This is a genomic window from Protofrankia sp. Cr2, from assembly GCF_963555885.1.
GTDB lineage: Bacteria > Actinomycetota > Actinomycetes > Frankiales > Frankiaceae > Protofrankia.
Window position 1 is genome coordinate 12084 of sequence record NZ_CAUVXG010000025.1, and the last position, 25265, is coordinate 37348.

The 25265-nt window shown below is 68.8% G+C and carries 19 protein-coding genes; 6 read left to right on the forward strand and 13 right to left on the reverse strand.

Annotated elements, in window-relative coordinates:
* Positions 1-1116: 1116 nt before the first annotated feature.
* The 3 genes from U9978_RS13315 to U9978_RS13325 form a co-directional block, all read right to left on the reverse strand.
* On the reverse strand, positions 1117-1881 hold the full coding sequence (locus tag U9978_RS13315; RefSeq protein ID WP_322761422.1) for an SDR family NAD(P)-dependent oxidoreductase: 765 nt from the start codon (positions 1879-1881) through the stop codon (positions 1117-1119).
* A gap of 273 nt (positions 1882-2154) precedes the next feature.
* Positions 2155-2715 carry a Uma2 family endonuclease gene (locus U9978_RS13320; RefSeq protein ID WP_322761423.1) on the reverse strand — a complete coding sequence of 187 codons (561 nt, stop codon included), beginning with the start codon at positions 2713-2715 and terminating at the stop codon, positions 2155-2157.
* Positions 2716-3053: 338 nt separating this feature from the next.
* The gene (locus U9978_RS13325) at positions 3054-5807 is read right to left on the reverse strand and encodes a serine/threonine-protein kinase (protein ID WP_322761424.1); all 2754 of its coding nucleotides are present in this window, start codon (positions 5805-5807) and stop codon (positions 3054-3056) included.
* A 290-nt stretch (positions 5808-6097) separates the two neighbouring features.
* Between U9978_RS13325 and U9978_RS13330 the strand changes: the two genes are divergently transcribed.
* Positions 6098-7015 carry a prephenate dehydratase gene (locus U9978_RS13330; protein ID WP_322761425.1) on the forward strand — a complete coding sequence of 306 codons (918 nt, stop codon included), beginning with the start codon at positions 6098-6100 and terminating at the stop codon, positions 7013-7015.
* A gap of 21 nt (positions 7016-7036) precedes the next feature.
* Here U9978_RS13330 and tyrS read toward each other — a convergent pair whose 3' ends face one another.
* Positions 7037-8434, reverse strand: a complete 1398-nt coding sequence (gene tyrS / locus U9978_RS13335; RefSeq protein WP_322761426.1) for a tyrosine--tRNA ligase — start codon at positions 8432-8434, stop codon at positions 7037-7039.
* Positions 8435-8602: 168 nt separating this feature from the next.
* Here tyrS and U9978_RS13340 point away from each other — a divergent pair, with 168 nt between their 5' ends.
* Together U9978_RS13340 and U9978_RS13345 are read left to right on the forward strand one after the other, a co-directional pair.
* Complete coding sequence (locus U9978_RS13340) at positions 8603-10036, forward strand: ATP-binding protein (protein ID WP_322761427.1); 1434 nt, start codon at positions 8603-8605, stop codon at positions 10034-10036.
* A gap of 138 nt (positions 10037-10174) precedes the next feature.
* A complete protein-coding gene (locus tag U9978_RS13345; protein WP_416210957.1) occupies positions 10175-12529 on the forward strand; it encodes an ATP-binding domain-containing protein in 2355 nt (784 codons plus the stop codon).
* A gap of 29 nt (positions 12530-12558) precedes the next feature.
* On the opposite strand, the gene U9978_RS13350 is transcribed toward U9978_RS13345, so the two are convergent.
* Entirely contained in the window at positions 12559-13143 is a 585-nt protein-coding gene (locus tag U9978_RS13350) for a hypothetical protein (protein ID WP_322761429.1), read from the reverse strand.
* 653 nt (positions 13144-13796) lie between these two features.
* On the opposite strand from U9978_RS13350, the gene U9978_RS13355 reads away from it, so the two are divergent.
* The gene (locus tag U9978_RS13355; RefSeq protein ID WP_322761430.1) at positions 13797-16751 is read left to right on the forward strand and encodes a winged helix-turn-helix domain-containing protein; all 2955 of its coding nucleotides are present in this window, start codon (positions 13797-13799) and stop codon (positions 16749-16751) included.
* Here the strand turns inward: U9978_RS13355 and U9978_RS13360 are convergent, their stop codons facing one another.
* The 8 genes from U9978_RS13360 to U9978_RS13395 form a co-directional block, all read right to left on the reverse strand.
* A complete protein-coding gene (locus U9978_RS13360; RefSeq protein ID WP_322761431.1) occupies positions 16752-17297 on the reverse strand; it encodes a phage tail protein in 546 nt (181 codons plus the stop codon). It abuts the gene before it with no gap.
* Between the two features lie 9 nt (positions 17298-17306).
* On the reverse strand, positions 17307-19322 hold the full coding sequence (locus U9978_RS13365) for a putative baseplate assembly protein (RefSeq protein WP_322761432.1): 2016 nt from the start codon (positions 19320-19322) through the stop codon (positions 17307-17309).
* A 7-nt stretch (positions 19323-19329) separates the two neighbouring features.
* Complete coding sequence (locus U9978_RS13370) at positions 19330-19764, reverse strand: GPW/gp25 family protein (protein ID WP_322761433.1); 435 nt, start codon at positions 19762-19764, stop codon at positions 19330-19332.
* Positions 19765-19769: 5 nt separating this feature from the next.
* Positions 19770-20162, reverse strand: coding sequence for a PAAR domain-containing protein (locus U9978_RS13375; RefSeq protein ID WP_322761434.1), 393 nt, complete (start codon positions 20160-20162; stop codon positions 19770-19772).
* A 73-nt stretch (positions 20163-20235) separates the two neighbouring features.
* On the reverse strand, positions 20236-21963 hold the full coding sequence (locus U9978_RS13380) for a VgrG-related protein (RefSeq protein ID WP_322761435.1): 1728 nt from the start codon (positions 21961-21963) through the stop codon (positions 20236-20238).
* A 4-nt stretch (positions 21964-21967) separates the two neighbouring features.
* Entirely contained in the window at positions 21968-22642 is a 675-nt protein-coding gene (locus U9978_RS13385) for a LysM peptidoglycan-binding domain-containing protein (protein WP_322761436.1), read from the reverse strand.
* A 28-nt stretch (positions 22643-22670) separates the two neighbouring features.
* Complete coding sequence (locus U9978_RS13390) at positions 22671-23096, reverse strand: phage tail protein (RefSeq protein ID WP_322761437.1); 426 nt, start codon at positions 23094-23096, stop codon at positions 22671-22673.
* Positions 23097-23128: 32 nt separating this feature from the next.
* Positions 23129-23740 (reverse strand): hypothetical protein, encoded by a 612-nt coding sequence (locus U9978_RS13395; RefSeq protein WP_322761438.1) that lies wholly within the window; start codon positions 23738-23740, stop codon positions 23129-23131.
* Between the two features lie 117 nt (positions 23741-23857).
* Here U9978_RS13395 and U9978_RS13400 point away from each other — a divergent pair, with 117 nt between their 5' ends.
* Positions 23858-24013, forward strand: coding sequence for a hypothetical protein (locus U9978_RS13400; RefSeq protein WP_322761439.1), 156 nt, complete (start codon positions 23858-23860; stop codon positions 24011-24013).
* A gap of 703 nt (positions 24014-24716) precedes the next feature.
* The gene (locus tag U9978_RS13405) at positions 24717-25202 is read left to right on the forward strand and encodes a hypothetical protein (RefSeq protein ID WP_322761440.1); all 486 of its coding nucleotides are present in this window, start codon (positions 24717-24719) and stop codon (positions 25200-25202) included.
* Positions 25203-25265: the final 63 nt, after the last annotated feature.

Genomic DNA, 25265 nt, shown 5'->3' on the forward strand with positions numbered 1-25265 from the left:
CGGCGTGGTCGACACGAGCGAGCTTTCCCGCGCCGAGCACGCCGAGCACGCCGAGCACCATGAACGTGCTGAACATGCTGAGAAACGTTGCCGGGCGTTGAACCCGCCCCGTGATTACGGTCGAAGCGCTACCCGAGCGCGCGGGATCACGCTCCGCCCACCACCGGGGAATGAAGTGATCGGCTGCCCGTAACTATGCGATGACGTCCCTGGCGGACCGCATCGAACAACGCCGGTAGAATAGCCGGCGCAAACCGAATACCGCCACGTCTCCCCCGTCCGTTTCGCGTGCCGCCGGCAGGCTTCACACCGACATCGCACCGCGTACAGCGCATTCTCCTTCGACCCGCGGCGCGAGCTTTGCTCCATGCGGCGAGCCGACAGAAGCTTCCCGTAGAAATCACGGAAAAGGCAAGGACTTCCACGTGCCAGTCCGGGCTGGCCCACCGTGATGGTGTGGTCTGGCCCGCTCAGGATTGAGCGTTGACCACGAACCGTAAACCCGCCCAATCACTCGTTGTAACTACCGATATCCACTGCTCGGCCGGCCGTGGACACCGCCTGTGCTCGGTGCCGATGCCGGTGGTGCCCAGCCAGGGCATGCACCGACGATCGCATCGACCCGCCTGTGCGCAAGGCTCGGCCGGCCGGGTCCACGGTGCGCCGACCGTGACGCCGCGCGTGGCGGGACGCTGGACCGGAACGCTCTGCGACGGCGCGAGATGACAGAGGGTAGCAGGTAGCCGTATTGACCTGGGTGAAATTGACTAACACGCGACGCCAGGTGATGGCCGATTCAGGCTGGTAGCCCCACGGCCGGGTACTAGTTCGACAAGGATTCTCGCCCGTTGGGGCACACTCGCCCTGGCACCGTTACTGGCTGCCGGCGTGGCTGCCATTCCGGCGTCGGCGGCCACAACCAGCTCGGTGGCCCGGCCGACGGGAGCACTGATTCTCACGGTGGTGCAGGGCGAAGCCCCCTATGTCGGCGCGACACCGGTCTTCTGACCGGCTCCTGCCGTAGAGCATCCTGAACGGGGTAGGCGAGGGGGCCGCACCCGGGGTCCCCTCGCCTCGCCGGGAGACGTACGCCAGCGTGAGCATCCAGACCGCCGGCTACCCCACCTGCCCGGTGGGCCGGATGAGCATCTCGTTGACCGCGACCCGGCGGGGGCGGGTGACGATGTAGGCCACCGCATCCGCGATGTCGTCGGCCACCAGCTTCTCGACCCCGGCGAAGCGCCGTGCGGACGCTTCGCGGATCTCCTCGCGCAGATGGTCGGTCAGTTCCGTGTCGACCGCGCCCGGCTCGACGACCGATACCCGCACGTGCCGTTCGGTGACCTCCTGGCGCAGGGATTCGGTGAAGGCGGTCACCCCGAACTTCGTCAGGTTGTAGACCCCTGCGTTCGCCATCGCCCGCCGACCCGCGACCGAACTGATGTTGACTAGGTCGGCGACCCGCCTGGGACCGGTGTCAGCGGCGGCGAGCAGGTGCGGCAACGCCGCATGAGCGACGTACAGCAGACCCTGGAGGTTCAGCGACACCATCCGATCCCACTCCTGGGTCGGCGCGCCGACGATGGGGCCGAGCAACATGACGCCGGCGTTGTTGACCACTGTGTCCAACCGACCCAGCTCGGCGACGGTGCGTTCGACGGCGTCGACGGCCTGGGCCTGATCGGTCACATCGTGGGCGAGGACGAGCGCCCGGCCGCCGTCGGCGGTGATCTCGGCGGCGAGCTGTTCCAACCTGTCCTTGCGCCGGGCGACCAGCGCGACCGCCGCACCGTGCCGGGCGAGTTCCCGGCCGCTCGCCGCCCCGATGCCGCTGCTCGCCCCGGTCACCAGGGCCACCGTGCCGTCCAGCCGTTCTGCCATCGGTTACCGCTCCATCGTGATCGTGTCCAGGTGGGACGTGTCCAAGGTGGTCGTGGCAGGCAGCGCAATCGGCTACATGCTCCTGATTGGACTCGCCGTAGCGCCGAAACATTCCCTCCCGCGGCGGCAGGCATGACTCTCTACGGCTCGGCGACGAGCGCACGGCGGAGGCGAAATCTGCCATGGTCGCAGTGGACTGGGACGAATCGAGCCCGGTGAAGTCAGCTCTCGCCCGCATGTTCGGTGGGGCGGACCGCTACCGCTGGGTGGTGGCTACGGCGCCGGCGGAAGCAACGACGCCGGCGTGAAGCGCACCTCCACCGGCTCCTGCAGCGCCAGCACGTCCTCGCCGCGACCGAGATGGCTCCGCTCGTACACCGGCCCGGTCAGGCGCAGCACGTGCACACAGGGGCCGTCCGCGGGATCGACCATCCAGTAATGCGCAACGCCCGCCCGCGCGAACTGCGCAGGCTTCGCGACCCGATCTTCCTGGGCGCTTGACGGGCTCACGACCTCGACGACGAGCAGCACGTCCTCGGCGAGCAGCGCACCCGGGCGCCAGACCGCCTCCGCGCGCAGCACGACCAGATCCGGGATACGCAGGTTGTCACCGAGCCGGACGCCGGTGTTCTCCTGAACGCGCAGATGCTTCGGTAGGGCAGGGCGAAGAAGCTGCCTGATCTCGTCGGTGACGGCCTGATGCAGGGGCGACGGCGGTGGGGCCATGAGCAGGGCTCCGGCCGTGATCTCATACCGACGGCCGTCATCGGGAAGCTCAAGCCAGTCCTCCGCGGTCCACGGCGTCCGCTTGTCGAGCAGGAGGTTCGTCGCCATGCCGGTCCTCCAGAGTGCGGTCCGGTCCGGTCCGGTGCGGGGCCGGGGTGCCTGGGCGCAATCAAGGATAGCCGCGGTCGCCCGCCAACTGGCCCGGTACGGCGAGGTCCAGGCCGGGCGTGACATCCTGCTACATGTTCGAGGTTCGAGGGCAGACACCAGGTGCCAGATACCACAAAGAAGGTCAACGAACTCGGACGACCAGTTCCTCCAACGCCGCGATCCGCGTCGAGCCGTCCGCGACCGCGCTCTCAAGCTCGGCGATCCGCGTGTCCTTCGCCGTCTCCCGGACACTACCCTCACGGGTCAGCGCGGCTTGCCGGACGATCTGAAAATTGTCAGCGCTGCCCTGGGCGAACCGTGTCCAGCGGTTTGAGGGGGTTGCCGAGACAGTCGGTCGTCCTCGGAATCCGACCACTGATGGCATACTTGCACGGGTACCCGTCGTTGGCTTCCACGTCCTGGAGCGGTGTGCCCGTCAGGCCGGGAGGGGTCGGCAGGTCCGTCGGGGCAAGGGCGATGCGGATGATCGCCAGCCGTTTGGCCACCGCGACCTGGGATGTGCCGAAGTCGACGCATCCGGTCGCACCCGGCCACGCACCGGCAGTCGGGCTGGCCGTATCTATGCACTGCTCGTCGCCCGGGAAAGGCCCCCGAAGCAGCCCGCCGATCTCCGCCATGGTTGCATCGCGCCGCTTGGTGACGATGTCGACGAAGAGCTTTGCCGCGTCGTAGGCCAGACCGATCCGCTCGTCCGGCCACAACGTGTCGGGTGGGGTCATCCCGGTTACTTTGTACATGTCGGCCAGATCGGTGCAGAATTTCTGCAGGGACGGGGTGACGAACGGTCCGCCGGCCTTCACCTCTCCCTGAAAACAGGGCTTGCCTGCAAGCAGCACGGAAGCGCCCTTGACGACGAACCGGAACACAGCCGTGCTGGGATGGCCCGCAGCCTGGACGACATACCGCGACACCGAGTCATCGGCGAGAACCAGGGAGGTACCGCGGAGGCATGGAAGCATGCTGTCCGCGAAGGCGGGGAAATCGTTGTAGCGGCCAGCGTAGAAGATCAGATCATCCGGATGCTGCGCCGCGCACTGCGCGCGGAACCAGTCCGGCGTGTTCCCCCCGGGTGACCAGCCATGCAGATCACTGGTGAGCTTCACCGGGGGGTTCGCGCCAGCCTCCTGACGGACCTCATCCTGGATGTCGCGTACCAGGGTGGAAACGTAAAGGTCGTCCACCGCCGGCAGCCCCTGACCGGTGCGATCACTGGATGCTTCCGGGTAGTAGACGCTGATCCGCGTCTTTGCGTTCCGCACCGCGTAGCTGGTGACCAGCAGGGCTTCCCGCCGGTTGTCCGGCACCATCTGGAAGTACAGCGGCGAGTGGTCCGCCATACCGTCCCCGGACAGGGTCGTGGCGACCACGGGCACGCCGGCCTTCCCGAGCGTCGCGACGGCCTGGCCGGTCGCCGTGGTGCTGCGGTCCATGCCGATGACGCCGAGCACGTTCTCCCCGGGCCGGGAGACCAGCGGTACGAGATGCTCCCGGGCCACCTGGTCCGCGTAGGTCATCGTGTTGCCGCCGTTGGCGATCAGGACACGCAGCGCCACCCGTGAGGGGTTCTCCGACGTGCTCGCGCAGCCCTTCGCGGAGCCTTTCACCTGGTTCAACGCCCGTTGCCAGGTCAGCAGGCCCTCGAGTTCAGCGACCTGCGCGGCTGTCCAGTCACCGTCGGTCTCCCCCGTGAGACCGACGAAATAGACCAGCGTCATAAGCTGGTACGGGAACTCCCCCGGCGAACGGTCGTGGAGTTCCTTTGCGCACTGATTCTGGTCGTGGATTTTTCCTTGCACGATGCGCAGGTCAACCGCGTGGGGCGAGGTCCCCCCGCTGTCGAACAGGTAGCTGCCGTCGCTGTAGCCGACGCACTGGCCACCGTCACCATGGACCCAGGACAGCGAGACCGAACCGTCGGCCCGCGAATGGCAATCAGGAGGCACCGGATCCGCCCCGATGACATGGGCGATCCCCACGGCGACCAACGCGGCGACCACGACGGCGACCACCACGAGCGGACCAAGCGCTCGGCGACCCGCCCATGCCTTCCGGGGTGAGAAGCCCCCGAGGTTGGTCGGTGGGGGGCCCGCTGGTGGGGGCGACACCTCGGTGCGCACAGAGGGACGATCGGCGACGGCACGGATGTCGTCGTCGAGCCGCAGCACGATCCCGGAGCGGGCGGTCCAGCCCGGGCCGTATGCGTCGGCCGCGGCATGGGCCAGGTCGAGGGCGAAGGCGTGCGCCGAGAGCTGGCGGGCTGCGGGGTCCTTGGCCAGCGCCCGGCGCACCACGGCCGCCACCGGCACGGGAACCCCCACCAACGGTGGCGGGATGGCATCGAGGTGCTTCTGCGCCAGCACCGGTAACGGCAACGTCGGGTCGAACGGCGGCGCCCCGGCCAGCAACTGGTAGAGCAGAACCCCGAGTGCGTACAGGTCGGTAGTCGGGCCCAGCCGGCCGCCCATGATCTGTTCGGGGGCCATGTAGACCGGGGTTCCCACGATGGCGCTGGCGGTGGCCGCCGACCCCTCGATGATCTTCGCGATGCCAAAGTCTGTGACCTTGAGCAGGCCGGCGGTGTCGAACAGGATGTTGTCGGGTTTGATGTCGCGGTGCAGCACCCCCCGGCCGTGCGCGTAGGCCAGTGCCGCGGCCACCGCCAGACCCACCGCGCAGGCATCCTCCGGTGGCATATCCGCCTGACGGCGGGTCACGGTCCCCCCGCCCAGCAGCTCCATGACAATCAGACGCAGATCGTCGGTTTCGACGTAGTCGTAGACCCGGACCACATGCGGATGATCCATGGCGGCGAGCAACTGTGCCTCACCGGCGAAACGGGCAGCCGCACTGTCACGCCCCGCGGCCAGAATCTTGATGGCCACGTCGCGGTGCAGGGCACGGTGTCGGCCGGCCAGCACCAGCCCGGACGCACCCGTACCGACTGTGGCGCCCAGGTCATAGCCGGGGAGCGCCGCCGCCACCGACCTTTCATTAATAATCATGATCTGGAGGCTCCCACGCGCCCACATCGCGTAGTCACCCTCGCGAACCTGCCCATTACCGCCGACACGGTCCGCGAGTCTAGCGGCGCCTGCACGGCGTGGTCACAGGCCACCACCGATCGCTCGAGTACCGCGCCCGGACATCCATCCACAGATGTGCGGCCCGATCCGGGGACCGTGGAGTGACGACGAGTGGAGCGGCTGGCGGGGCGAAGATCGCCGCCGTCGCGCTCGCCCGGCGACCGCTCGGGTATCATCACTGCCGGGCCGACCGCGGCCGCCAGACAATTCATCATGAGAGATGGACCGCTTCAGCGATGACAGGGCGCAAGAAGATCGCTTTTCAGGGTGAGTTGGGGGCCAATTCGCACCTGGCGTGCCAAAACGTGTATCCGGACTACGAACCGGTGCCGTTTCAGACCTTTGAGGAGTGCTTCGCGGCAATTGAGAACGGCAGCGCAGACCTCGGAATGATTCCGGTCGAGAACTCGACGGCAGGTCGCGTCGCCGACATCCACTATCTGCTGCCCGACTCGTCGGTGTATATCATCGGCGAGTATTTTCTGCCGGTCCACCATCAGCTGCTGGGACTACCAGGAGCCACCCTGGCCGATCTTCGGACCGTGCACAGCCATCCTCAGGCGCTGGCCCAGTGCCGGGTCGCTCTGCGCGAACTCGGGCTACTCGCCGTAGCCGGTGCCGACACTGCGGGTTGCGCCCGGGAAATCGCGGAGGCGGGGGATCCGACCAGAGGAGCGATCGCATCCGAGCTGGCGGCCGAAGCCTACGGCCTGCAGATCCTCAAAGCCGACCTGAAGGACGAGGAACACAACACCACTCGGTTCATGATCTTGTCATCGAAGGAACTGCGGGCTGCGGCCGGGATCGGCCCGATCGTCTCCACTTTCGTCTTCAAGGTATCCAATCTGCCGGCCGCCCTCTACAAGGCACTCGGGGGGTTCGCGACAAACGGTGTCAACATGACCAAACTTGAGAGCTACATGGTCGGTGGCCAGTTCATCGCGACACAGTTTCTCGCCGACATCGAAGGCCATCCCGACGAGCCGCACGTGGGACGCGCGTTCACCGAGCTCGGTTACTTCGCCGAATACCGCATTCTCGGCGTCTACCGAGCCAACCCGTTCCGTGAACAGATCAAGAACATCGACGGCCGTGCGGCCAGCTACCCGGGGCCGGCCACATTGACCCAGACGCGCGACCGCACAGCAGGTTGAGTCAGGACGTCGTGCTGCCGGTCAGGACGTGGTGACGATCCGGGCGAGCTTGCGGCCGACCTTGAGGTAGTACTCCCCGGTCTGACCGTGGAGCTTGTCGGTGACCACTGCCGCGAGGAGCTCGCGGGCCTCATCGGCGGTGAGCGGGATCTGGTCCTGGACGCCGTCGGATTCGACCACGAGCCGCAGGCCGTTCTGCTCGGCGACCCGACGGACGTCACCGTTGCTCTTGGCGAAACCGAGCGCCCTGACCGCATCGGTGACCGACTGACCCAGATCCATGATGACGGGTAGGTCCTCGACCTCGCCGAAGGCACGCCTGGAGAAGCGGGCGACGAACTCCTCGCGTGCCTTCATGGCCGCGTCGACGCCGTGGACGGCCGCGGTGACCTCCCCGGCGAGAATCTTCTTCAGGTCCATCGGATGCAGGGATCCGGCCGCCAGCCGTGCGCCGGCGATGGCCAGTTCGGCGTTGCGCCACTCGCTCAGTGCCTGGAAGTACGGCTCCACCAGCCGGTCGGCCACCGACATGATCTTACCGAAGATCTCACCAGCGGGAGCGGTCAGGGGCACGTAGTTGCCCTTTGACTTGGACATCTTCGCCCCGGTGCCATCGGTGCCCTCGATCAGCGAGGTGGCGACCACCACCTCCGGTACCTGCCCGCAGATGTGCATGACGTGCCGGCACATCTGCATGTTGAGGAACTGGTCGATGCCGCCGACCTCCAGGTCGCTGTTAATCTCCACCGAGTCCAGCGCCATGACCACGGAGTACAGCAGCTCGGCCAGTGACAACCCATGGCCGGCCTCCAGCCGCTTGCGGAAGTCCTCGCGCTGTAGCGGCATCGAGACCGGGATCTGGGCGGTGATTCTGATCAGTTCGGGCAGCGTGACCGCACGCAGCCAGTCGCCGTTGCGGCGGAACTGGGCGCGTTCGAAGTCGAAGAAGGGGCTGACCTGGTCACGGTAGGTGACGAGGTTGCCGGCGATGTCCTCGTCGGTCAGCTCGGGGCGCTCATCCGAGCGGCCGGACGGATCACCGATCTTGGCGGTCACGTCGCCGACGATGAAGACCACCTGATGGCCCATGCGCTGGAACCGGCTCAGGATGAGCATCGGTACCGCGTGCCCCAGGTGGACGTCGCGGCCGGTCGGGTCGATGCCGAACTTGGCGATGAACGGCCGGTCCTTCTTCCCGGCTTCGACGATGCGCTCGGCCAGGGCGGCGACCGAGGGCTGCAGCTCCTGGGAACGCTCCGCGACCAGCGCGGCCTGCTCGGCCGGGGCGAGATCCGACAGGTCCAGACCGCGGCGCTGCGTGGTCAGTTCCAGCAGCTCGCGCACGGTGACGTCGGCCGCGAGGTCCGCACCGGTCAGCAGGGCGGTGACGCGGTCAACGGACTGGCTCAATCGGGTCATCAGAACTCTCCGGGGCGTGGGTGGCACCGTCATCCTATGGAGAACCCGAGGCTGTCTCCGAACGCCGCCGTCATCCTGGTCGACGTAAACTCCGGTCCAGGTAAGACGCGATCCAGGTAAGACGCGATCAACGTAAGATGCGATCTATGTTTGGCGGGGCGGACAGCGGTGAACTTCAGCGGCAGGATGTCCGACATCGACCTCCTGCGTGGGCAGCTACGGCAGGTGAGCACCGGCCAGGACGGCACCCGCGGACGCGCACTGATCATGACTGGACGACGTCGGGTGGGGAAGTCCCGACTGGCGCAGGAGTTCTGCGACCGTTCGGGCGCGCCGTACGTGATCTTCCAGGCGACCCGAGGTCGCAATCCGGCCGCGGAACGGGCCGATTTCAGTGAGACGCTGGCCCAGTCCACCCTGCCCGGAGCGGAACTCGCCGCGGGCATGGGCACGGCGGACTGGAACCACGCCCTGCGCGCCCTCGCGATCGCCGTTCCCGATACCACGCCCAGCATCGCGGTGATCGACGAGGTGCCGTGGCTGGTCGAGCAGGACCGTGAGTTCGAGGGTGCGCTGCAGACGGTGTGGGACCGGCAGCTGTCCGCAAAGCCCGTGCTGCTCGTCCTCGTGGGAAGTGACATGTCCGTCATGGAGGCGCTGGGGCACTATGGCCGTCCGTTCTTCGGCCGGGCACCGAAAATGACCGTCCGGCCACTGCATCTGGCCGACGTCGGGTCCATCACCGGATTGTCGGCCGACGCGGCAGTGGATGCCCTGTTGATCACCGGCGGCTTTCCGGAGGTCGTCGCGGCGTGGCGGGTCGGGATGAGCCGCGAAGACTACCTCCGGGAGGCGCTCACCAACCCGCTGTCCCCGCTGCTCATGGCTGGTGAGCTCACCATGCTCGGCGAGTTTCCAGAAGCCTCCCAGTCCCGCGCCGTGCTGGCGGCTGTCGGCAGCGGAGAACGTGGTTTCACCGCGATCGCCACGGCGGCCGGTGGAGCGAACCCCCTGGCGTCGGGCACGCTTTCCCCCATCCTGACCACGCTGGTGGACAAACAGGTTGTCGCGGCTGACAGCCCGCTTTCCACCCGGCCTGACACGAAGAACAAGCGTTACCGGGTCGCGGACTCCTACCTTCGGTTCTGGTTGGCTTTTCTGGCCCGTGGCATTCCACTGGTGGAGCGGGGCCGCGGTGACATCGTCCTGGGACGCATCGAACGCTCGTGGACCACCTGGCGCGGCCGCGCTGTCGAACCGGTCGTCCGGGAAGCCCTTCTTCGCCTGTTGCCGGACGAGGACTGGCCCGATACCGAGGCGATCGGCGGCTGGTGGAACCGTCAGAACAACCCCGAGATCGATATCGTCGGCGCCGACCGCGAACCCGTCGCCGGGAAGGTCCACTTTCTGGGTTCCATCAAATGGCTGGAAAACCAGCCCTTCGGACGGCGTGACTACGACAGCCTCGTACGTGACATGCTTGCCGTCCCCGGCGCCGAACCCGGGACGCCGCTGATAGCGGTCTCCCGCCGCGGCATCGCCGACAACGTCCCCCTCGCGGCTCATTGGGGGCCGGACGATCTGATCCGCGCCTGGCAATGATATCAAACTGATCACACACGGGTACCTTCATGCGAGTGGGATATACTCGATGCCATCTCAATGATGTGACGGCGGTATACCGGCAAGGGGTTTTGATTGTCCAACGATGACATGCGGCACGAGCAGGATTACATTTCGATGCTGTACGGACGACTGGACGACATCCGGGAAGAAACCTCGAACCAGCTCGCTCGGGCGTGGCGGGAGGCCGGCGGCAATCATCAGGCGCGCGGCGAACGGGACGCGGCGAGCCTCATGTACGCCCGGCGGATCGCCCAGGTCGACGCCGCGGCAAACGGGCTGTGTTTCGGCCGGCTCGACCTCCATGACGCCGAATGCCGCTATATCGGCCGGATGGGCATTCTGGACGAGACCACCGACTACACACCGTTGCTGATTGACTGGCGCGCACCGGTCGCACGACCGTTCTACCTCGCCACGGCCGTCTCGCCGCAGGGGGTGCGTCGGCGTCGGCACATCCGAACCCGCCAGCGCACGGTGGTCGGCCTCACCGACGACCTGTTCGATCTCAACGAGGTCCGTGACGCGGAGGCGATGGGTGCCGCGGGGTCGACCGGTGACACCGTGCACCAGGGGCTGACCGGCGAGGCCACGCTACTGGCCGCGCTCGACGCCGAACGGACCGGCCGTATGCGCGACATCGTCGAGACCATCCAGGGCGAACAGGACCGGATCATCCGTTCCGATCATCAGGGTGTCCTGGTCGTTCAGGGTGGACCGGGAACCGGCAAGTCCGCGGTGGCCCTGCACCGCGCCGCGTATCTGCTGTACACCTACCGGGAACGGCTGTCCAAGCAGGTCGTGTTGATCGTCGGCCCGAACCCGACCTTCATCCGGTACATCGGGCAGGTGCTGCCCTCGCTCGGAGAGACCGGGGTCCTGCTGTCGACCATCGGCGACCTCTACCCCGGCATCAGCGCCAGCCGAACGGAGGCGCCCGAGACCGCCGAGGTCAAGGGGCGGCTGATGATGGCCGAGATACTGGCCGCGGCCGTGCGGGATCGTCAGCGGGTGCCCGACGACGTCATCGAGATCGTCGTCGACCATCACCCGCTGCGGCTGGACCGCCAGACGTGCCTGCGGGCGCGCGAGCGGGCCCGCCGCAGCGGTCTGCTGCACAACGCCGCCCGCCCGATCTTCGCCCGGCTGGTCGTCGACGCCTTCGCCCGGCAACTCGCCGACCTGCTCGGACTCGACGTCCATGACGGCACCAATCTGTTCGACGAGGCCGAGGTCGACGACATCCGTAAGGAGCTACGCGGCAACCTTGATGTCGCAGCCGTCGTCGAGGAACTGTGGCCGACGCTGACGCCGCAGCGGCTGCTGCGCGACCTGTTCTCGATGCCAGGCCGGCTCGCTCGCGCGGCCCCGGGGCTGACCGACGCCGACCGTGACCTGCTGGCGCGCGACGCCGGCACTGACCCCGGTGCCGATCGTAACGACGGTTGGTCGGACGGTTGGTCGGTCGCGGACATTCCGCTTCTCGACGAAGCGGCCGAACTGCTGGGCGAAGACGACCGGGTCGCACGGGCGCTCGCCGAACAGCAGCGGCGGGCGGAACGCGCCTACGCCCAGGGTGTCCTTGACATCCTGTCCCGTGACCTCGAAGACGACGCCGATCCCGACATGCTGACCGCCTACGACCTGCTCGACGCCGCCCAGTTGGCGGCGCGGCACGCGGAGGTCGACGGGCGCCTGGCCGCCGAGCGGGCGGCTGCGGACCGGACCTGGACGTTCGGGCACGTCATCGTCGACGAGGCCCAGGAACTGTCCGAGATGGCATGGCGGATGCTGATGCGACGCTGCCCCAGCCGGTCGATGACCGTCGTCGGCGACGTCGCCCAGACCGGGGAGCTGGCCGGGACGTCATCCTGGGAGCACATGCTCACGCCGTACGTCGCCGGCTGGTGGCGCCTGGAGCAACTGACAGTCAACTATCGAACACCAGTTGAGATCATGACCGTCGCTGCCGAGGTGCTGGCGGACATCGACCCGTCGCTCGAACCACCCCGCTCGGTCCGGGAATCGGGCATCGCGCCATGGCGGCTGCAGGTCAGCGCCGACGGGCTCGCAGACGGGCTGGCACAGATCGTCGCGCAGGAGGCGGGCGAACTCGGCGGCGGCCGGCTAGCCGTGATCGTCCCGGTGGCCCGCCTCGACGAGCTGGGCCCGGCTGTGCGGATCGCCGTGCCGGCCGCGGCTGTCGCCACCGATGCGGTCGGGACGAATACGGACCTGGAGAACCCGGTCGTGGTACTGACCGTGCGGCAGGCAAAGGGGCTGGAATTCGACGTCGTGCTCGTCGCGGACCCGCACATGATCGTGGCCGAGTCACCGCGTGGGCACAGTGACCTCTACGTAGCCCTGACCCGCGCCACCCGACGCCTCGGCGTCATCCACATCGGTGCGCCACCGCCCGCGCTCAACCGCCTGACTCCCCGCACCCCACCGGCCCCGCCTGTTGCGCTCTGACCCCGTTGCGCACTGACCCCGCGTCGTCACTACCCGCTTCGAGAGGGCTGTGACGCCCCGGCCTCAGTGTGCTGGACGGAGCGGACCACCCGCCCGACCTGGTCGCCGACCCAGCCGCGCGAGCTGGTGCCCCACGGCCAGACGAACCCCAGCACAAGGCCGGCGGTGACTGCGGCGACAGCCAGGCGCACGCACAGCACCCGGGCGCCCAGGCCGCGGCTGTACAGGACCCGCCCGGCGCCGTTCGCGGTGCGGATCCGACGTTCGAAATCACGGCGCTCACCGAACCCGGACGCCAGCAGGCGCCAGCTGGCAACACGCTTGTCAGCGTCGTCCGAGTCCGGCTGCGCGGCGGGCCGAGCAGCCGGCAGGGTCAGCCCGCACCGGCAGAACCGCCGATCCGGCGGATTTCGGACGCCGCATGCACAGATCAGACTGTCTCGGCCAGGTGCCGACCCACGACTCGACGTCGCCATGGCGGGCGTTCCGGTGAACTGGCCGCCAGCCGATTCTCCCGGCCCGGGTAACACCGGCAGTTCATCAGGACGCACCGGGCGCAACGCTTCGCGGCGAACACCGCCGTCCCGGCCAGGGCCGCCGTCCCGGCCGTCCATGCCGCCCGCTCCCGGCGTCCGGTCATCTGTGGCGGGCGCCAACGGGACCGCGCGGAGTCGATCGGGACGGTTGTCGGGCCGAATCCGGGCCCTTATCCCCGAGCCCGGGGGCGTCAAGCCCGGAGGTGCCACGGCCGGTGGTATCACGGCCGGCGACGGGTCCGGGACCTGCGGCTGCGGCTGCGGCTGCGGCTGCGGCTGCGGCTGCACGTCATTGTCGCGTTCGGGGGTCGGGAACGCCTCGGGAGCGGGGACCGCCGTCTCCGGGGAGGCGTTGCGCCTGTCGCCGGCGCGCCGCTCCGGCCTGGACCACAGGAACCGGCCGCAGCCACCGCAGGAGTCCACGTCATCGCCGTTGGCGTGGTGGCAGCGCGGGCACTCCTTCATCGCTCACTTCCCGTTCGGGACGCTCCGGCCGATCCGACGCCTGGTGTTATACCAGAACAATCCAACAGTCGGTTATCCACGTCAATCATGCGTCACGGCGGAACGTGTTCCCGCGTTGCCTACCGCCGCCGCACCAGCATGAACGTATGATGATGCGGGCGATCCAACGTGATCCCTCAACGGGCGATCTTTCAAGAAATGATCTGTCAACAGGTGATCTGTCAACAGGTGATCTGCCAACGTCGCGTCAAGCGGAATGCGGAGTAATGGGGGACGCAGACTTCCACTCGGTCGTACCCGCGCGGGTACGCCGACCACCGTTGCGCGGTATCCGCCGACCACGTCTCACCGACATGCTGGGCGACACCGCGGGCTACCGGTTGGCGCTGGTCGTCGCGCCGGCCGGCGCGGGCAAGACGACACTTCTCACGGATGTCGCGCAGAGACATGACGGCCCGCTCGCCTGGTTGACGCTGGACACCCGGCTCGGCGAGGTCACGCCCTTCCTGGCTCATCTACGCACGGCCGTCGGCGACGCCGTACGGGCCGACTTCAGCGAATGGGCCACGATGGAGCGGGCCCTGGCTGAGCTGGATGCCTGGCTCAACGACCCCCTCCTGCTTGTTCTCGACGACCTGCATACCATCAACGGGAATACCGTCGAAAACTGTCTTCAATTACTCCTCGACTACCTCCCGAGGAATCTGGTTCTGCTCATCGCGTCCCGGGTGCGCCCGGCACTGAGCATGGACAGGCTCCGCCTCGCCGGCCAGGTACGCGAGGTCGATGCGGATGAGCTGCGGTTTCGCACCTGGGAGGTCGAGGAACTGTTCCACGACTGCCACGGCGTCCGGTTACGGCCTGAGGAGGTCGCGGCGCTGGCCCGCAGCACCGGGGGTTGGGCCGCCGGGCTCCAGCTGTTTCATCTCGCGACGCAGGGAAGGCCTACCTCGGAACGGGCGAAGCTGTTGGCCGGGCTCGGCGGGACCCGACTGACCAGGGAATACCTGACGACGCACGTGCTCAACGCGGTCAGCGCTGACGACCGCGCCTTCCTCGTGCAGACCAGCGCCTTCGACCGGCTCACCGGACAGCGCTGCGACGTCCTACTCGAACGGACCGACAGCGCCAACCGCCTCGCCGACCTGGAGCGGCGCGGGCTGTTCACCTTCGTCGAAGGGGACGGCCGCACCTACCGTTACCACGAGGTACTGCGGGTCCATCTCCTGGAGCGGCTCGTGATCGACCATGGTGAAGCCGCGGCGCGCGCTGTCCACCGCAAGGCGGCGCAGCTGTGCGAAGCCGACGGCGCGCTCGGTGATGCGGTGCGTGCCTTCTGCCGCAGCGCAGACTGGGACCAAGTGCACCGTCTGGTCGGTCAGCAGGGCCGTTCCCTCGTCGACGAACCCACCGGATGGGCCGACCTGCTGCCCCCCTCGATCCGCGACTCCGACCCCTGGGTACTACTCGCGCTCGCCCGTCGTCTGGTCGCCGAAGGATCCCTGGACGCCGCGCTGGACACCTACCGCGAAGCGGGCCGGAGGTTCGGCGTCCAGCCACCGGTGCAGGTCGGGCGCGAAACAAGCGCCCTGCACGAATGGCTCAATCCCGCTCCTCGCCGCGCGGCATCATGGTTGCACATCATGCGCGCCGCGTTCAACGATCCGGCCGCTCACATGCACGGTTCGGCAGACACCCCCCAGCTGCGCCTCGCCCGGGCTGTCGCAGCCCTCGTCGCCGGGGACATCGCCATCGCGAGGCATCGCTTCGAGCACCTCGTCCACGCGGGCGACACCTCGTTGATGATCGAGGCGGCTGCTCTGCTGGGCCGGGCGATCTGTGCGGTGTTCGGCAACGAAGCCGACGCACGCATGACCGCGAACGACGCGGTGTGGGCCGCGGAGGCGGTGGACTCACCGCAGCTGTTCCGCCTGTGCGCCGGGGTGGCTGCGATGTCCGTCGACGCGACCCCGCATGTGGAGCATCTGCGTGAAAGCTGCCGCCGCAGCAACGACCGGTGGGGCGCGGCGCTGCTGACCCTGCTCGCGGGCCTCACCGGACTCGCGGAGCCCAACGCCCGACAGGCTGCACACACGCTGCTGGTCACAGCCGAACGCGAATGCGCCGACCTGGATGCCCCGGCACTGGTCGCCTGGGCGAATGCCGGTCTCCTGGTGGCGCTCCGGTCCTGCGGCCAACCCGTCGACGGCTCCCGGGTCCGGGCGGTTGTGCGCGCGGCCACGGCGGTCGGCCCGCTGCCCCACGCGCTCGCCCTGATCGGGTCGGCCGATCCGCACGCGGTCGCGATCACACTCGCCACGAATGCCGGGGCAGGAGCGTGGCTGCGGCTCCTGCTGGCCGACCCCGATGCGCCCGATGCCGATCCTCCCCACACCGATGCCCCCGCTGCCGCGACACCGCAGGCTGTGACAGCGCACCCACCGGTGCCGCGCCTTGTCGTGCGCTGTCTGGGCGGTCTCGCGCTCGAGCTCGACGGTCGGCCGGTGGACCTCAGCGCGGTTCAGCCACGCAACCTGGAGTTGCTCGGTCTACTCGCGGTGAACGCCAACCGTCTCCTGCCGCGCGACCGGCTGATGGATGCGATCTGGCCCGACGCCGGACCGGCACAGGCCGGCCACAGCCTTCAAGTGGCGATCAGCGCGATCAGGCGGTTACTGGAACCTGACACGCCTCGGGGCCAGCGCGGCCTGCTGCGCCGGGTCGCCAGCAGCTACCGTCTGGTCCTTCACGACGACGGCGACCTCGACATCCACCGGGTCAGGCTGCGACTGCGGCGGGCGGCATCGGTCCGGCGGGGCCGGGATGGCGGTCCCGATCCCACAACCGAATACCAGCACCTGATCGACGCCGTCGACCTCTACACCGGCGATGTGCTACCCGAGTACGACCTGCCCGATCTGATCGTCGAGGAGCGCACCCTACTGCGGGATGCGGTCGCCGGTGCCTGCGAACGCGCCGCGGAGATCGCCTCTGGTGACCGACGTCATGCTGACGCCGTGCGCCTGGCCGAACGCGGCCTGGCGATCGACCTTCACCGGGACGGGCTGTGGCATCTGCTCATAGACGCGCTACGCGGGGATGGGCACCACGCCGCCGCAACCAGTGCGCAGACGCGCTATGCGGCGGTCCTCACCGATCTCGGCATCGTCCAACCATGCCTCGCCCAACCAGGCGTCGTCCCACCAGCTCACCACACGTGATCAGGAACGTAGATGCTCCACCCGGTGCGGCACGTGCGCCGGCTTCGCGGACACAACCGCCGCGCCGACGGCGGCCAGGTCGGTGCCCGGCGGTACCCGCACCACCAGGAGTGGCTCCGGGCTGCCGGGCAGCGCGCCGTGCGGCCGTGGGGAAAAGCTGACCCCACCGTTGTCGAACACCTCGGCCTCCACCCCGGTGGCCGCCCGCACCGCGGCGACGATCCCGCGCAGAGTGCCACGCCACCGTCGTGCCTCGGCCGCGGCGGCGACGACCGTTCGTGACCATTCGGGCGACCACCCGCCGTCGATGCCGACGGCCAGCCAGCCGGCGAGCCACGGCAGAAAGTCCGCGGGCGTCAACGCCGGGTCGAGATAGGCGTCGAAGTTGTCCAAGGTCGCCAGGATGGGCGCGAGCACGTCGTCGAAGGCGGCCAGCATGCCGTCGATGACGCCGGGTTCCAGCAGGACATCGGGCTTCAACAGCACCTCGGGAAGCCCGCCGCGCAGCGGAAAGGGAGTTCCCAGCCCCTCGATGGCTCCGCGCATCGCCGGCCCTCAGTCCCGCATCATCATGTCGACCTGATGGTCAAAGCTGAAGACCAGACTGGTCGGCGGCAGATCGATCCGCTCGACCGAGTCGAGGCGTGCGCCGCTCAGCGGGTTGCGCTGGAACAGCACCACCTCGTCCACAAACCTCAGCTCGGGCACTGCTCGCAGGACCCCGAAAATGTCACCGACGTGCACCGAACGGCCGAACGGCCAGCCGGTGCCGGCGGGACCACCGATGATCGGATGCAGATACCGGTACAGCGCACGCAGCGCGGCCCGTTCGGCGGCATCGGGTGTCACCAGGTGCGCCGGGGCCACCCGGGCGACGACGGAGGTCCCCACGTAGGTCGGCGGCTCCACGCTGACCCGGGCGCCGACGACGCGGCGGTCGTCCAGATAGCTCCTGATCGCCGCGCCCGTCCGCTCGGGTACCACGAGCTGTGTGAGTACGAGCCGCCCGTCAGCGTCCGACGGTGCCTGCGGGACGAGCAGCACCCGCACGGCGCCGCCGTCCCGGCCGCTGGTCTCCACGACGCACCGGACCCGGGCGATCTCGGGTGCCGCCTCCCGGGCGAGTACCTCGAAGTCCGCTGCCGTCACAGCGCGGTCGCGGGAGCGCAGGACCAGCGGGCCGCGGGTACGTGCCTCGTCCACGCTCTCGCCGTCGACGCCGCCGGTGGCGGGTCGGCGGTTGTAGACGGCGGAGACATAGGGAATCGACGACCGCAGCATCACCAGCGCCCGCGCGGTGACGTTGCCCTGGCGACCGCCACCTGTCCGGAACGGCCGGACGCGGATCACCGCATCCTTGGGGGGCACGGCCCCGTACTGGCGCACGGTGGCGTCGGCAAGGCGCACCATGGGTCCGAAGCGGACCTCCCCACTGGTCGCATCCAGGGTGAAGTGCTGATCGGTCGGACCGCTGTCGGCGAACGACGCCACCCGCTGCCACGTCTGCCAACCGGTCGGGCTGGTCGGGCTGGTCGTTCTGGTCGTGTCGTCCCGACGGGGGTCACCGGCACTGACCTCGATCACGACCGGTTCGGACGTGGTGAGCACCGGCGCATGTGGAAGCCGGAACGACTGGCCGGCGACCCCCTCCGAGCGACCCAGCACCTGGCCGGCGACATGCGCGCCCTGGATGGCGTCGACGTCGCCGCCGACCGTTGCGCCGCTGACCGACACGATGCGGGGTGACTCACGGTAGGGCTTCACCCCCCTGCGCAGGTCGTCATCTGACAGCTCGATCACGCGGCAGCGCACCCATGCCGATGATCGACCGCCGACGCTGCGGATGGCGTGGGTGCGCGGCAGGTGCAGCTCCACGACCCCGGTTGTGTTCAGACCGTTGGTGGTGTCCTGCTCGACGTCGCACGGGCACCACGCATCGCCGTCCCACGCCTCCCAGGCCAGCGGTGGTCGCCGCGGATCGATTCCGTGGCCGGCGACCTCACAGGTGAAACGCAGCAGCACGATGGTGGCCGGAGCCGTCCGGTCGAATCCGAGGTAGAGGGCGTCACCCGGTTTGGGACGCGGGTCGAAGCACGCAAAACCGTCGCCACGACCGAGCATGGACGTATGATCACGTAAGGAGTCGGGTTCCACCATGGACGCGACCACGACCGACCTCGCCGGCACGATCGCCAGATCGTCGACCGTGGTGAAGTCGACCGCCGGCTCGGCCGCGGTACGCCGGGTGGAGACCACCGTCCCGCGTGCTATGCCCACGGACGACTCCTGCTGTGCGGCAAGGCGGAACGACACCTCGGCGCGCGCCGCGACCGGTGGGAACAGCCCGACGCCCAGCAGTTCGAGAAACTTCACGTAGTTCCGGTCCGGTACCCGGTTGAGCCGGTAGAGCAGCAGGTCGGTCATCCAGGCGAATGTCTCGATCAGAGTCACACCGGGATCGCTGACGTTGTGGTTCGTCCAGTCCGGGCAGCGGTCCCGGATGAACCGTTTGGCGTCGTCGACGAGCTGCTGGAACGTACGGTCGTCGAGGTTCGGGGCAGGCAGACTCACCGTGGACTCACTCCTGGTCGGGGATCACATAGAACGGGACGACCAGATTGCGCCGGTCGTAGCGACCCCGCAGGCGGTAGCTGATGTCGATCCACAGCGTCGAGGAAGCCTGGTCGGGCGTGACATCGACATCCTGGACGTCCACCCGCGGCTCCCAGCGACGCAGCGCGGTGAGGACCTCATAGGCGAGCAACCCGGCGGTGGTCGCGTCCGCCGGGGCGAAGGTGTAGTCGGCGAGCCGGCAGCCGAACTCGGGCCGCATCGGCCGCTCCCCCGGCGTCGTTCCCAGGATCAGGTACATCGCCTGCTCGATCTCGGTGACGCCGGTGGTCATCGCGAAGCCGCCGGTGACATCGACGCGTACCGGCCAGCTCCATCCGACGCCGAGGAAGTCGGTGGGCGCCACACCCGCCCGTCCGATACCGCTCCCGCTCATGCTCATGCCGCTCACGGCCCGACCAGCACGCGAATGCCCGACCCGATGACGTTCGCCGGCAGTTGGCCACACTGGGTCACCGAACAGCCCGTGTAGGCCATCGGCTGCCCCTGGGCCAGTACCGTCCCGCTGCCCACGATCACCTGACCGCGCTGCGCCGTCGGCACCATGAACGGATCGCTGGCATGCAGACCGACGTGCGGTGGGGTGTTGGTCCCGGCGGAGCCCGCCACCGCGACCGGCTGCCCGCCGACGAGAACACGGGTCGCGAGACCCTCGGTCAGCGGCGCGGCGAACGGCAGCGGCGCAGGCGAGGGCATCGGAGCACCGGACGGGCTCGGCACCTGGTGAATCGCACAGAAACCGATGACCTGGTCACCGGCGACGACAGCCGCGGCTCCCACCTGCGGTCTCCCTTCCATCCGATCAATCTGCGAGCAGTTCCCACCCGAATGGTTCCCATTCGAACGGTTCCGGTCAGTTAAGTTTGATCACAGCACCCTGCACGGTCACATCTGCGCTGCTACGCAGCGTCAGACCCGCATCCGCGGAGATCGAGCCCTTGCCGCGCGCGGAGATGTCCAGATCGCCGTCGGCGGACACGCTCAGCTTTCCCTTGGCTCGGACCGTCACATCCGCCTCGGTCTCCACCGTCAGGCCACCCCCGTCGTGGTCGAGCAGAATCCGGACCCGGCCGCCGCTGGTCGCGATCTCGATCCGCTCGGCGCCGTCGGCGTCGCTCACGACGATCTCGTGGCCCTTGCGGCTGCGTAGCCCCCGGCGGACCACCTGGCCGGCCGCGCCGTCGACGCCGCCGTCGAAGGGCGGCGCGTCCACCCCGTTGTACAGGCCACCGATGACGAACGGACGGCGTGGGTCACCCTGCTCGAAGATGACGAGAACCTCGTCGTCGACCTCCGGGAGCACCAGCAACCCACGATCGGGACCGGCGCCGGGCATCGCCACCCGCGCCCAGCCGGATTCATAATCCCCGGACAGCCACGGCAACTTCACCCGCACCCGGCCCCGGTGCTCAGGATCGGTGATGTTCGTGACGACGGCGGGCACGGCACCGGCGACGCCCGGACCGCGTGGCCGCGGCGCCGAGGTGAGCCCCAGCAGCGAACGGTCGTGTGATCCGCTCGCGGTGAACCGGGTCCGGTAACCCGATCTCCCGAACACGTGCTCGGCATGGGAAAGGGTGAACCTGCCGTCGAGGCGACCGCCGGTCTGGCCGACACTCACCGCCACCCCGGCCAGCAGCCGAGGGTCGCCGTGCGCGACTCCCTCGGCCCCCAGGCTGGTGCTCGCGATCCGTTCCGCCGCGGCCTGCGCCGCCGCGTCGCATTCCGCCTGTGTCGCCAGGGGCAGCGACACGGTGATGTGCCGGGCCGCCGTACCACCGGAACCATCCGCGGCGAGGTCCGCCGGCGCGTCGCCGACCTGCGCCGCGCGGGTGCGCGCCGGTGCCGTGGCCACCAGTTCCCGCTTGTTACGGTCGTCCCAGCCGCGAACCTCCACCTCGGCGACCTGCTGGGCTGCTGTGACCCGAGCGGAGAACACCTCCAGGTTGCCACCCGGCGTCAGGGCGAGCCTGTCCTGGCTGTCGTAATCGCCCGGCGCCGGCCCGTCGGCCGCGTCGGTCGGCCGGACGAAATCCAGCTTTCCCGCCCGGATGACCAGCTGGCGGTCGATCTCGCGGGCACGCCGGCCGAGAAACTCCCAGTGAGTCTCGTTCACCTGCCCTACATGATCGTGTACGACGGACGTCGCCTGAATCGTCCCGGTCGCGATCCCCACCTCGGTGGCTATCCGTCGGACCAGATCGGAATCGGTGACATTGGCATAGGTTGCCGTGTGCACACCGTTGAACAGTGCGTACGAACTGTCATAGCCGACCGCGGTGGCGGTGGCGCCCCGCTCGTCATAACCGAAGCCGAGGCTGTAGATCATGCCCTCGAACAGGGTCTGCTCCGCGGTGTCACCAGGGCGGACCGCAGCCACCCGCAGGGCCGCCCGGAATTCGAAACCGGCCCGGGTGAGCATCTCCCGCCCCGGGTCGTCGAGAACGAGCCGACAGGAGTCCGGCGCGGCCAGATCGCTGTTCACCACCACCGTGCGGACACACTCGGCAACATCAAGGGGTACTCGGCGACCATCGAGGTAGAGGGCGGGCAGTGCCCCGTAGGTGTTCTCGGGTGGCACCGGATCACCGCCCGTCCAGGTCGGACCGGGCGGGCAGCAGCAGGTGCCGCCCGATCGGCAGCCGCATCGGATCATCAACGCCGTTGACCTCGGCCAGCGCCCGCCAGCATGCGGCGTCGCCGTAGGTCCGGTAGGCGATGCCGGCAAGTGTGTCGCCCAGCGTTATCTCATGAGAACGCCGAGCGGCGCGCGCCCCGGACGTCGGGTTGGTCCCGGCTACCGGCTGCGGGGTCGCCTTCATCCCGAGCGACACCTCGGCCCGGATTGGTGCCCCGGACCGGCTGAACAGCACGCAATTGGCCTCGACGCTGGTGAGATGGCCGACGAACTTACGGTCCAGGCCGACCGCGAAACCACCCCAGTTGAACAGCAGCTCGGGTGGGCTCGGTGACGGCCCGTTGCGGGAGTCCTCGGTCGGGTTCGTCCAGTCCATGAACTGCTGTATCTCGGCCATGACGCTGTGCCCCGGCCGTGCGCTCGCGTCCAGCAGCAGGCTGAACTGCATCTCCACTTCACCCGGGCCGCGATAGTGGGGGCGGGCCGAGTCCCGGGCCGCCTGGACCGGCTCGCGGTGGAACTCCGCGCGTTTGCTCATCCGTACCGTCGACGGGTTGAAGTGGAAGGTGACCCTCGTCCCCGGGTGGTCACGTTCACACAGATATGCCCTTGCAAACTCCATCGCGACCCCCTCATGGCCTGCCTGGTGGTCACTGAGCCAGAAATCCCTGGTGGGCGAGTTCGAGCGTCTCGGTGGCGACCTTCGCCTGGTCCGTGGACAGGTGGGGTCCGCTGTAGCGAACGGGGCACACCCCCGTCATCGTCCACTCCGCGACCGGCTCCCGGTTGTCGTTGAAGGCCACGACGGTCGCGACCGCCGGCCGACCGCTGCCCTCCCGCCGGAACGAGCTGAACCATCCACTCAGGCCCTTGGTCGACCCGTCGACCGGACGGGTGAGTTTGAGGTTCTGATAGTGGACGCGCCCGAGCAGCTGGTGCTGGAACCCGTTCTCGCCGCCCTCGTCGTAGGTTTTCACCTCGTAACTGGCCTCCAGCCCCTCGATCCCGGTGAACGCGCCGAGGTCGACACCATCGATCACGACATCGAAGCGGAGGCTGTTCGCGGGCTCGGACACGGGTGGACTCCTGGTATGCGAGGTCAGGCTGGTCAGGCGGGATCGGCGAGCAGACCGCGACGCTCACGGTCAGCAAGTAGGTCGGCCCGGAGCCGACGGGTGATGCGTTCGTAGAGCTCGTCCACCAGGGCGGGCAGGTCGATCTGCGGTGACGCGGACTCGCCGCCCCCCGCTGCAGTGCGGGTGGCCGGTGCCGGTGCCGGTGCCGGTGATGCCGACGGGACCACCGGTGGCACGGCAACATCCGCCTGCCGTGCGACCGCCGGAACCGTATCCACAGGCATGCCCGCACGCACCGCCGACCGGGCGACACTCTGCCTCGGCAGGACAGCCGGCCTCGGCGCGAAGGTTGGAATCGCCCCGTCCCGGACGATCGGACCGAGGCCGACCGGCCGCCGGTCTCGCGGCACGTCTGGCACTGCAAGCGGCTCAGCGGGCAGCCGTGGGTCGCGGCCGTCGCTGCCTGCGTCCACCGAGCCATCGATACGATCCGCGGCTGGTATCACCGCGGCCGGCACCACGCGGTAGGCATCCGGAATCAACGGCTGAGCGCTCCGTGCCACCGCGAAGACGGACGGCTTCGCCACCACCGACGGCTTCGCCACCACCGACGGCTGCGTCACCACCGACGGCTTCGTCACCACCGACGGCTGCGCACCGCTGGCAGCTGTCGACCGAGATGGTCCGGTTGGACTCGCGGCTACACCATGCGTCTCGCCGGTCGGTCCGACGGGCTCACCAACTGTGTAGCTGCGATCGGCATGATCGTCATCGGCATGATCGTCATCGCTACGATCGTCACCGGCGCGGTCGTCGGAGCGATCTGCAGCGACATCCGGCGGCATGGCCGCAGCCCGCAGCTCGGGGCTGGCTCGCTCGGGGCTGGCTCGCTCGGGGCTGGCTCGCTCAGTGCCTGATACCGGCCGAGAGCGGACGGTATTACCCGGACCGCGTGCGTCGGCGTCAGGTGAGGCGACCTCAGGCCGGACCGTGACAGGTAGCCCGAGACCCCGCCGGAGCACCGGCGCGACGCTCGGGGCGGGAGACACGCCGCCGTTAGCAACCTCGATCACACGGCCACGCCGGGGACGCCCGGATCCGACCCGAGGAACTCCAGAGCCAGGCCGTCCGATGTCAGGCCGTCCGATGTCAGGCCGTCCGTTGGGCTCGGTTCCGTCGCGTTCTGCTCTGTTGTGCTCCGCGGAACGGTTGTGCTCCGCGGAACGGTTGTGCTCCGCGGAACGCATGATCGACAGTCCGGCCGGGGACTCCCCGGACGTGGAAGCCACCGGCGGATGCACGGCAGGATCGACAGCAGCTGGCTCTCCATCATTCGTGACAGGACGTGGCCCGAGACTGCGGACCAGCGGAGCAGGCAGCGATGCGGCCGCCCGCGCCACGCTCGTGACACCTGCGACACCGGCGACAGCGCTTTCGCCTGCGGGACGGGCGCGCACCGTCGGTAGCGGCCGGACGGGGAAGGCGGTACCAACCCCGCCGTGATGCTCGTCAGCGGGTGCGTCGCCGACAGATGCCGCCGGGAACAGAGCATCGGTTCCGGTCGTCACGTCGCGCACAGGCATCATCTCGGACGCGGGCAGCAACTCGGACGCGGGATCGATGGCCACGGCAGTGGCCGGGACCTCGACCGTCGGCGCCACACCTACCCCGCCTGACCCACGGGCAACCGTCTCCCCGCTCCGGCGGTCCACGGCCTTCCGGCGCAACGGTGCCGTCCCCGAACGCACCGGAATGATGCTCGGCACGGGGATGGTCGTAATCGCCCGAAAGGAGCCACCGGCGGCCATCGGACTGACCTCATGGGAGAGTCTCTGCAGGACTACCGGCGCGGGCACCCGGCTGCCCAGGCCACGCGCGAAACCGACCGGATCGGCCGTGACCGGATGCGGCCCAGCGGAGCGGGTGATCGGCGCAAGCCCCTCCCATCCCGAGGTCGCCGCGGCCGGCGGGGCAGCCACGGATGCCCGCGGCGCGGACCCGGCGGCGCTGCGCTGCCGTGGGCGCCACGGAAGTCCCCACATCGGCTACTCCTCTCCGGATACCGGCTGGTCGGTCATGGTCCGGGCCGCAGCGAGAAAGTGCTGACGGTCGGGGTGCTCGAGGTCGAGGATTTCCTCCAGCGACCAGTGGAAGCAGGCGGCGACGTAC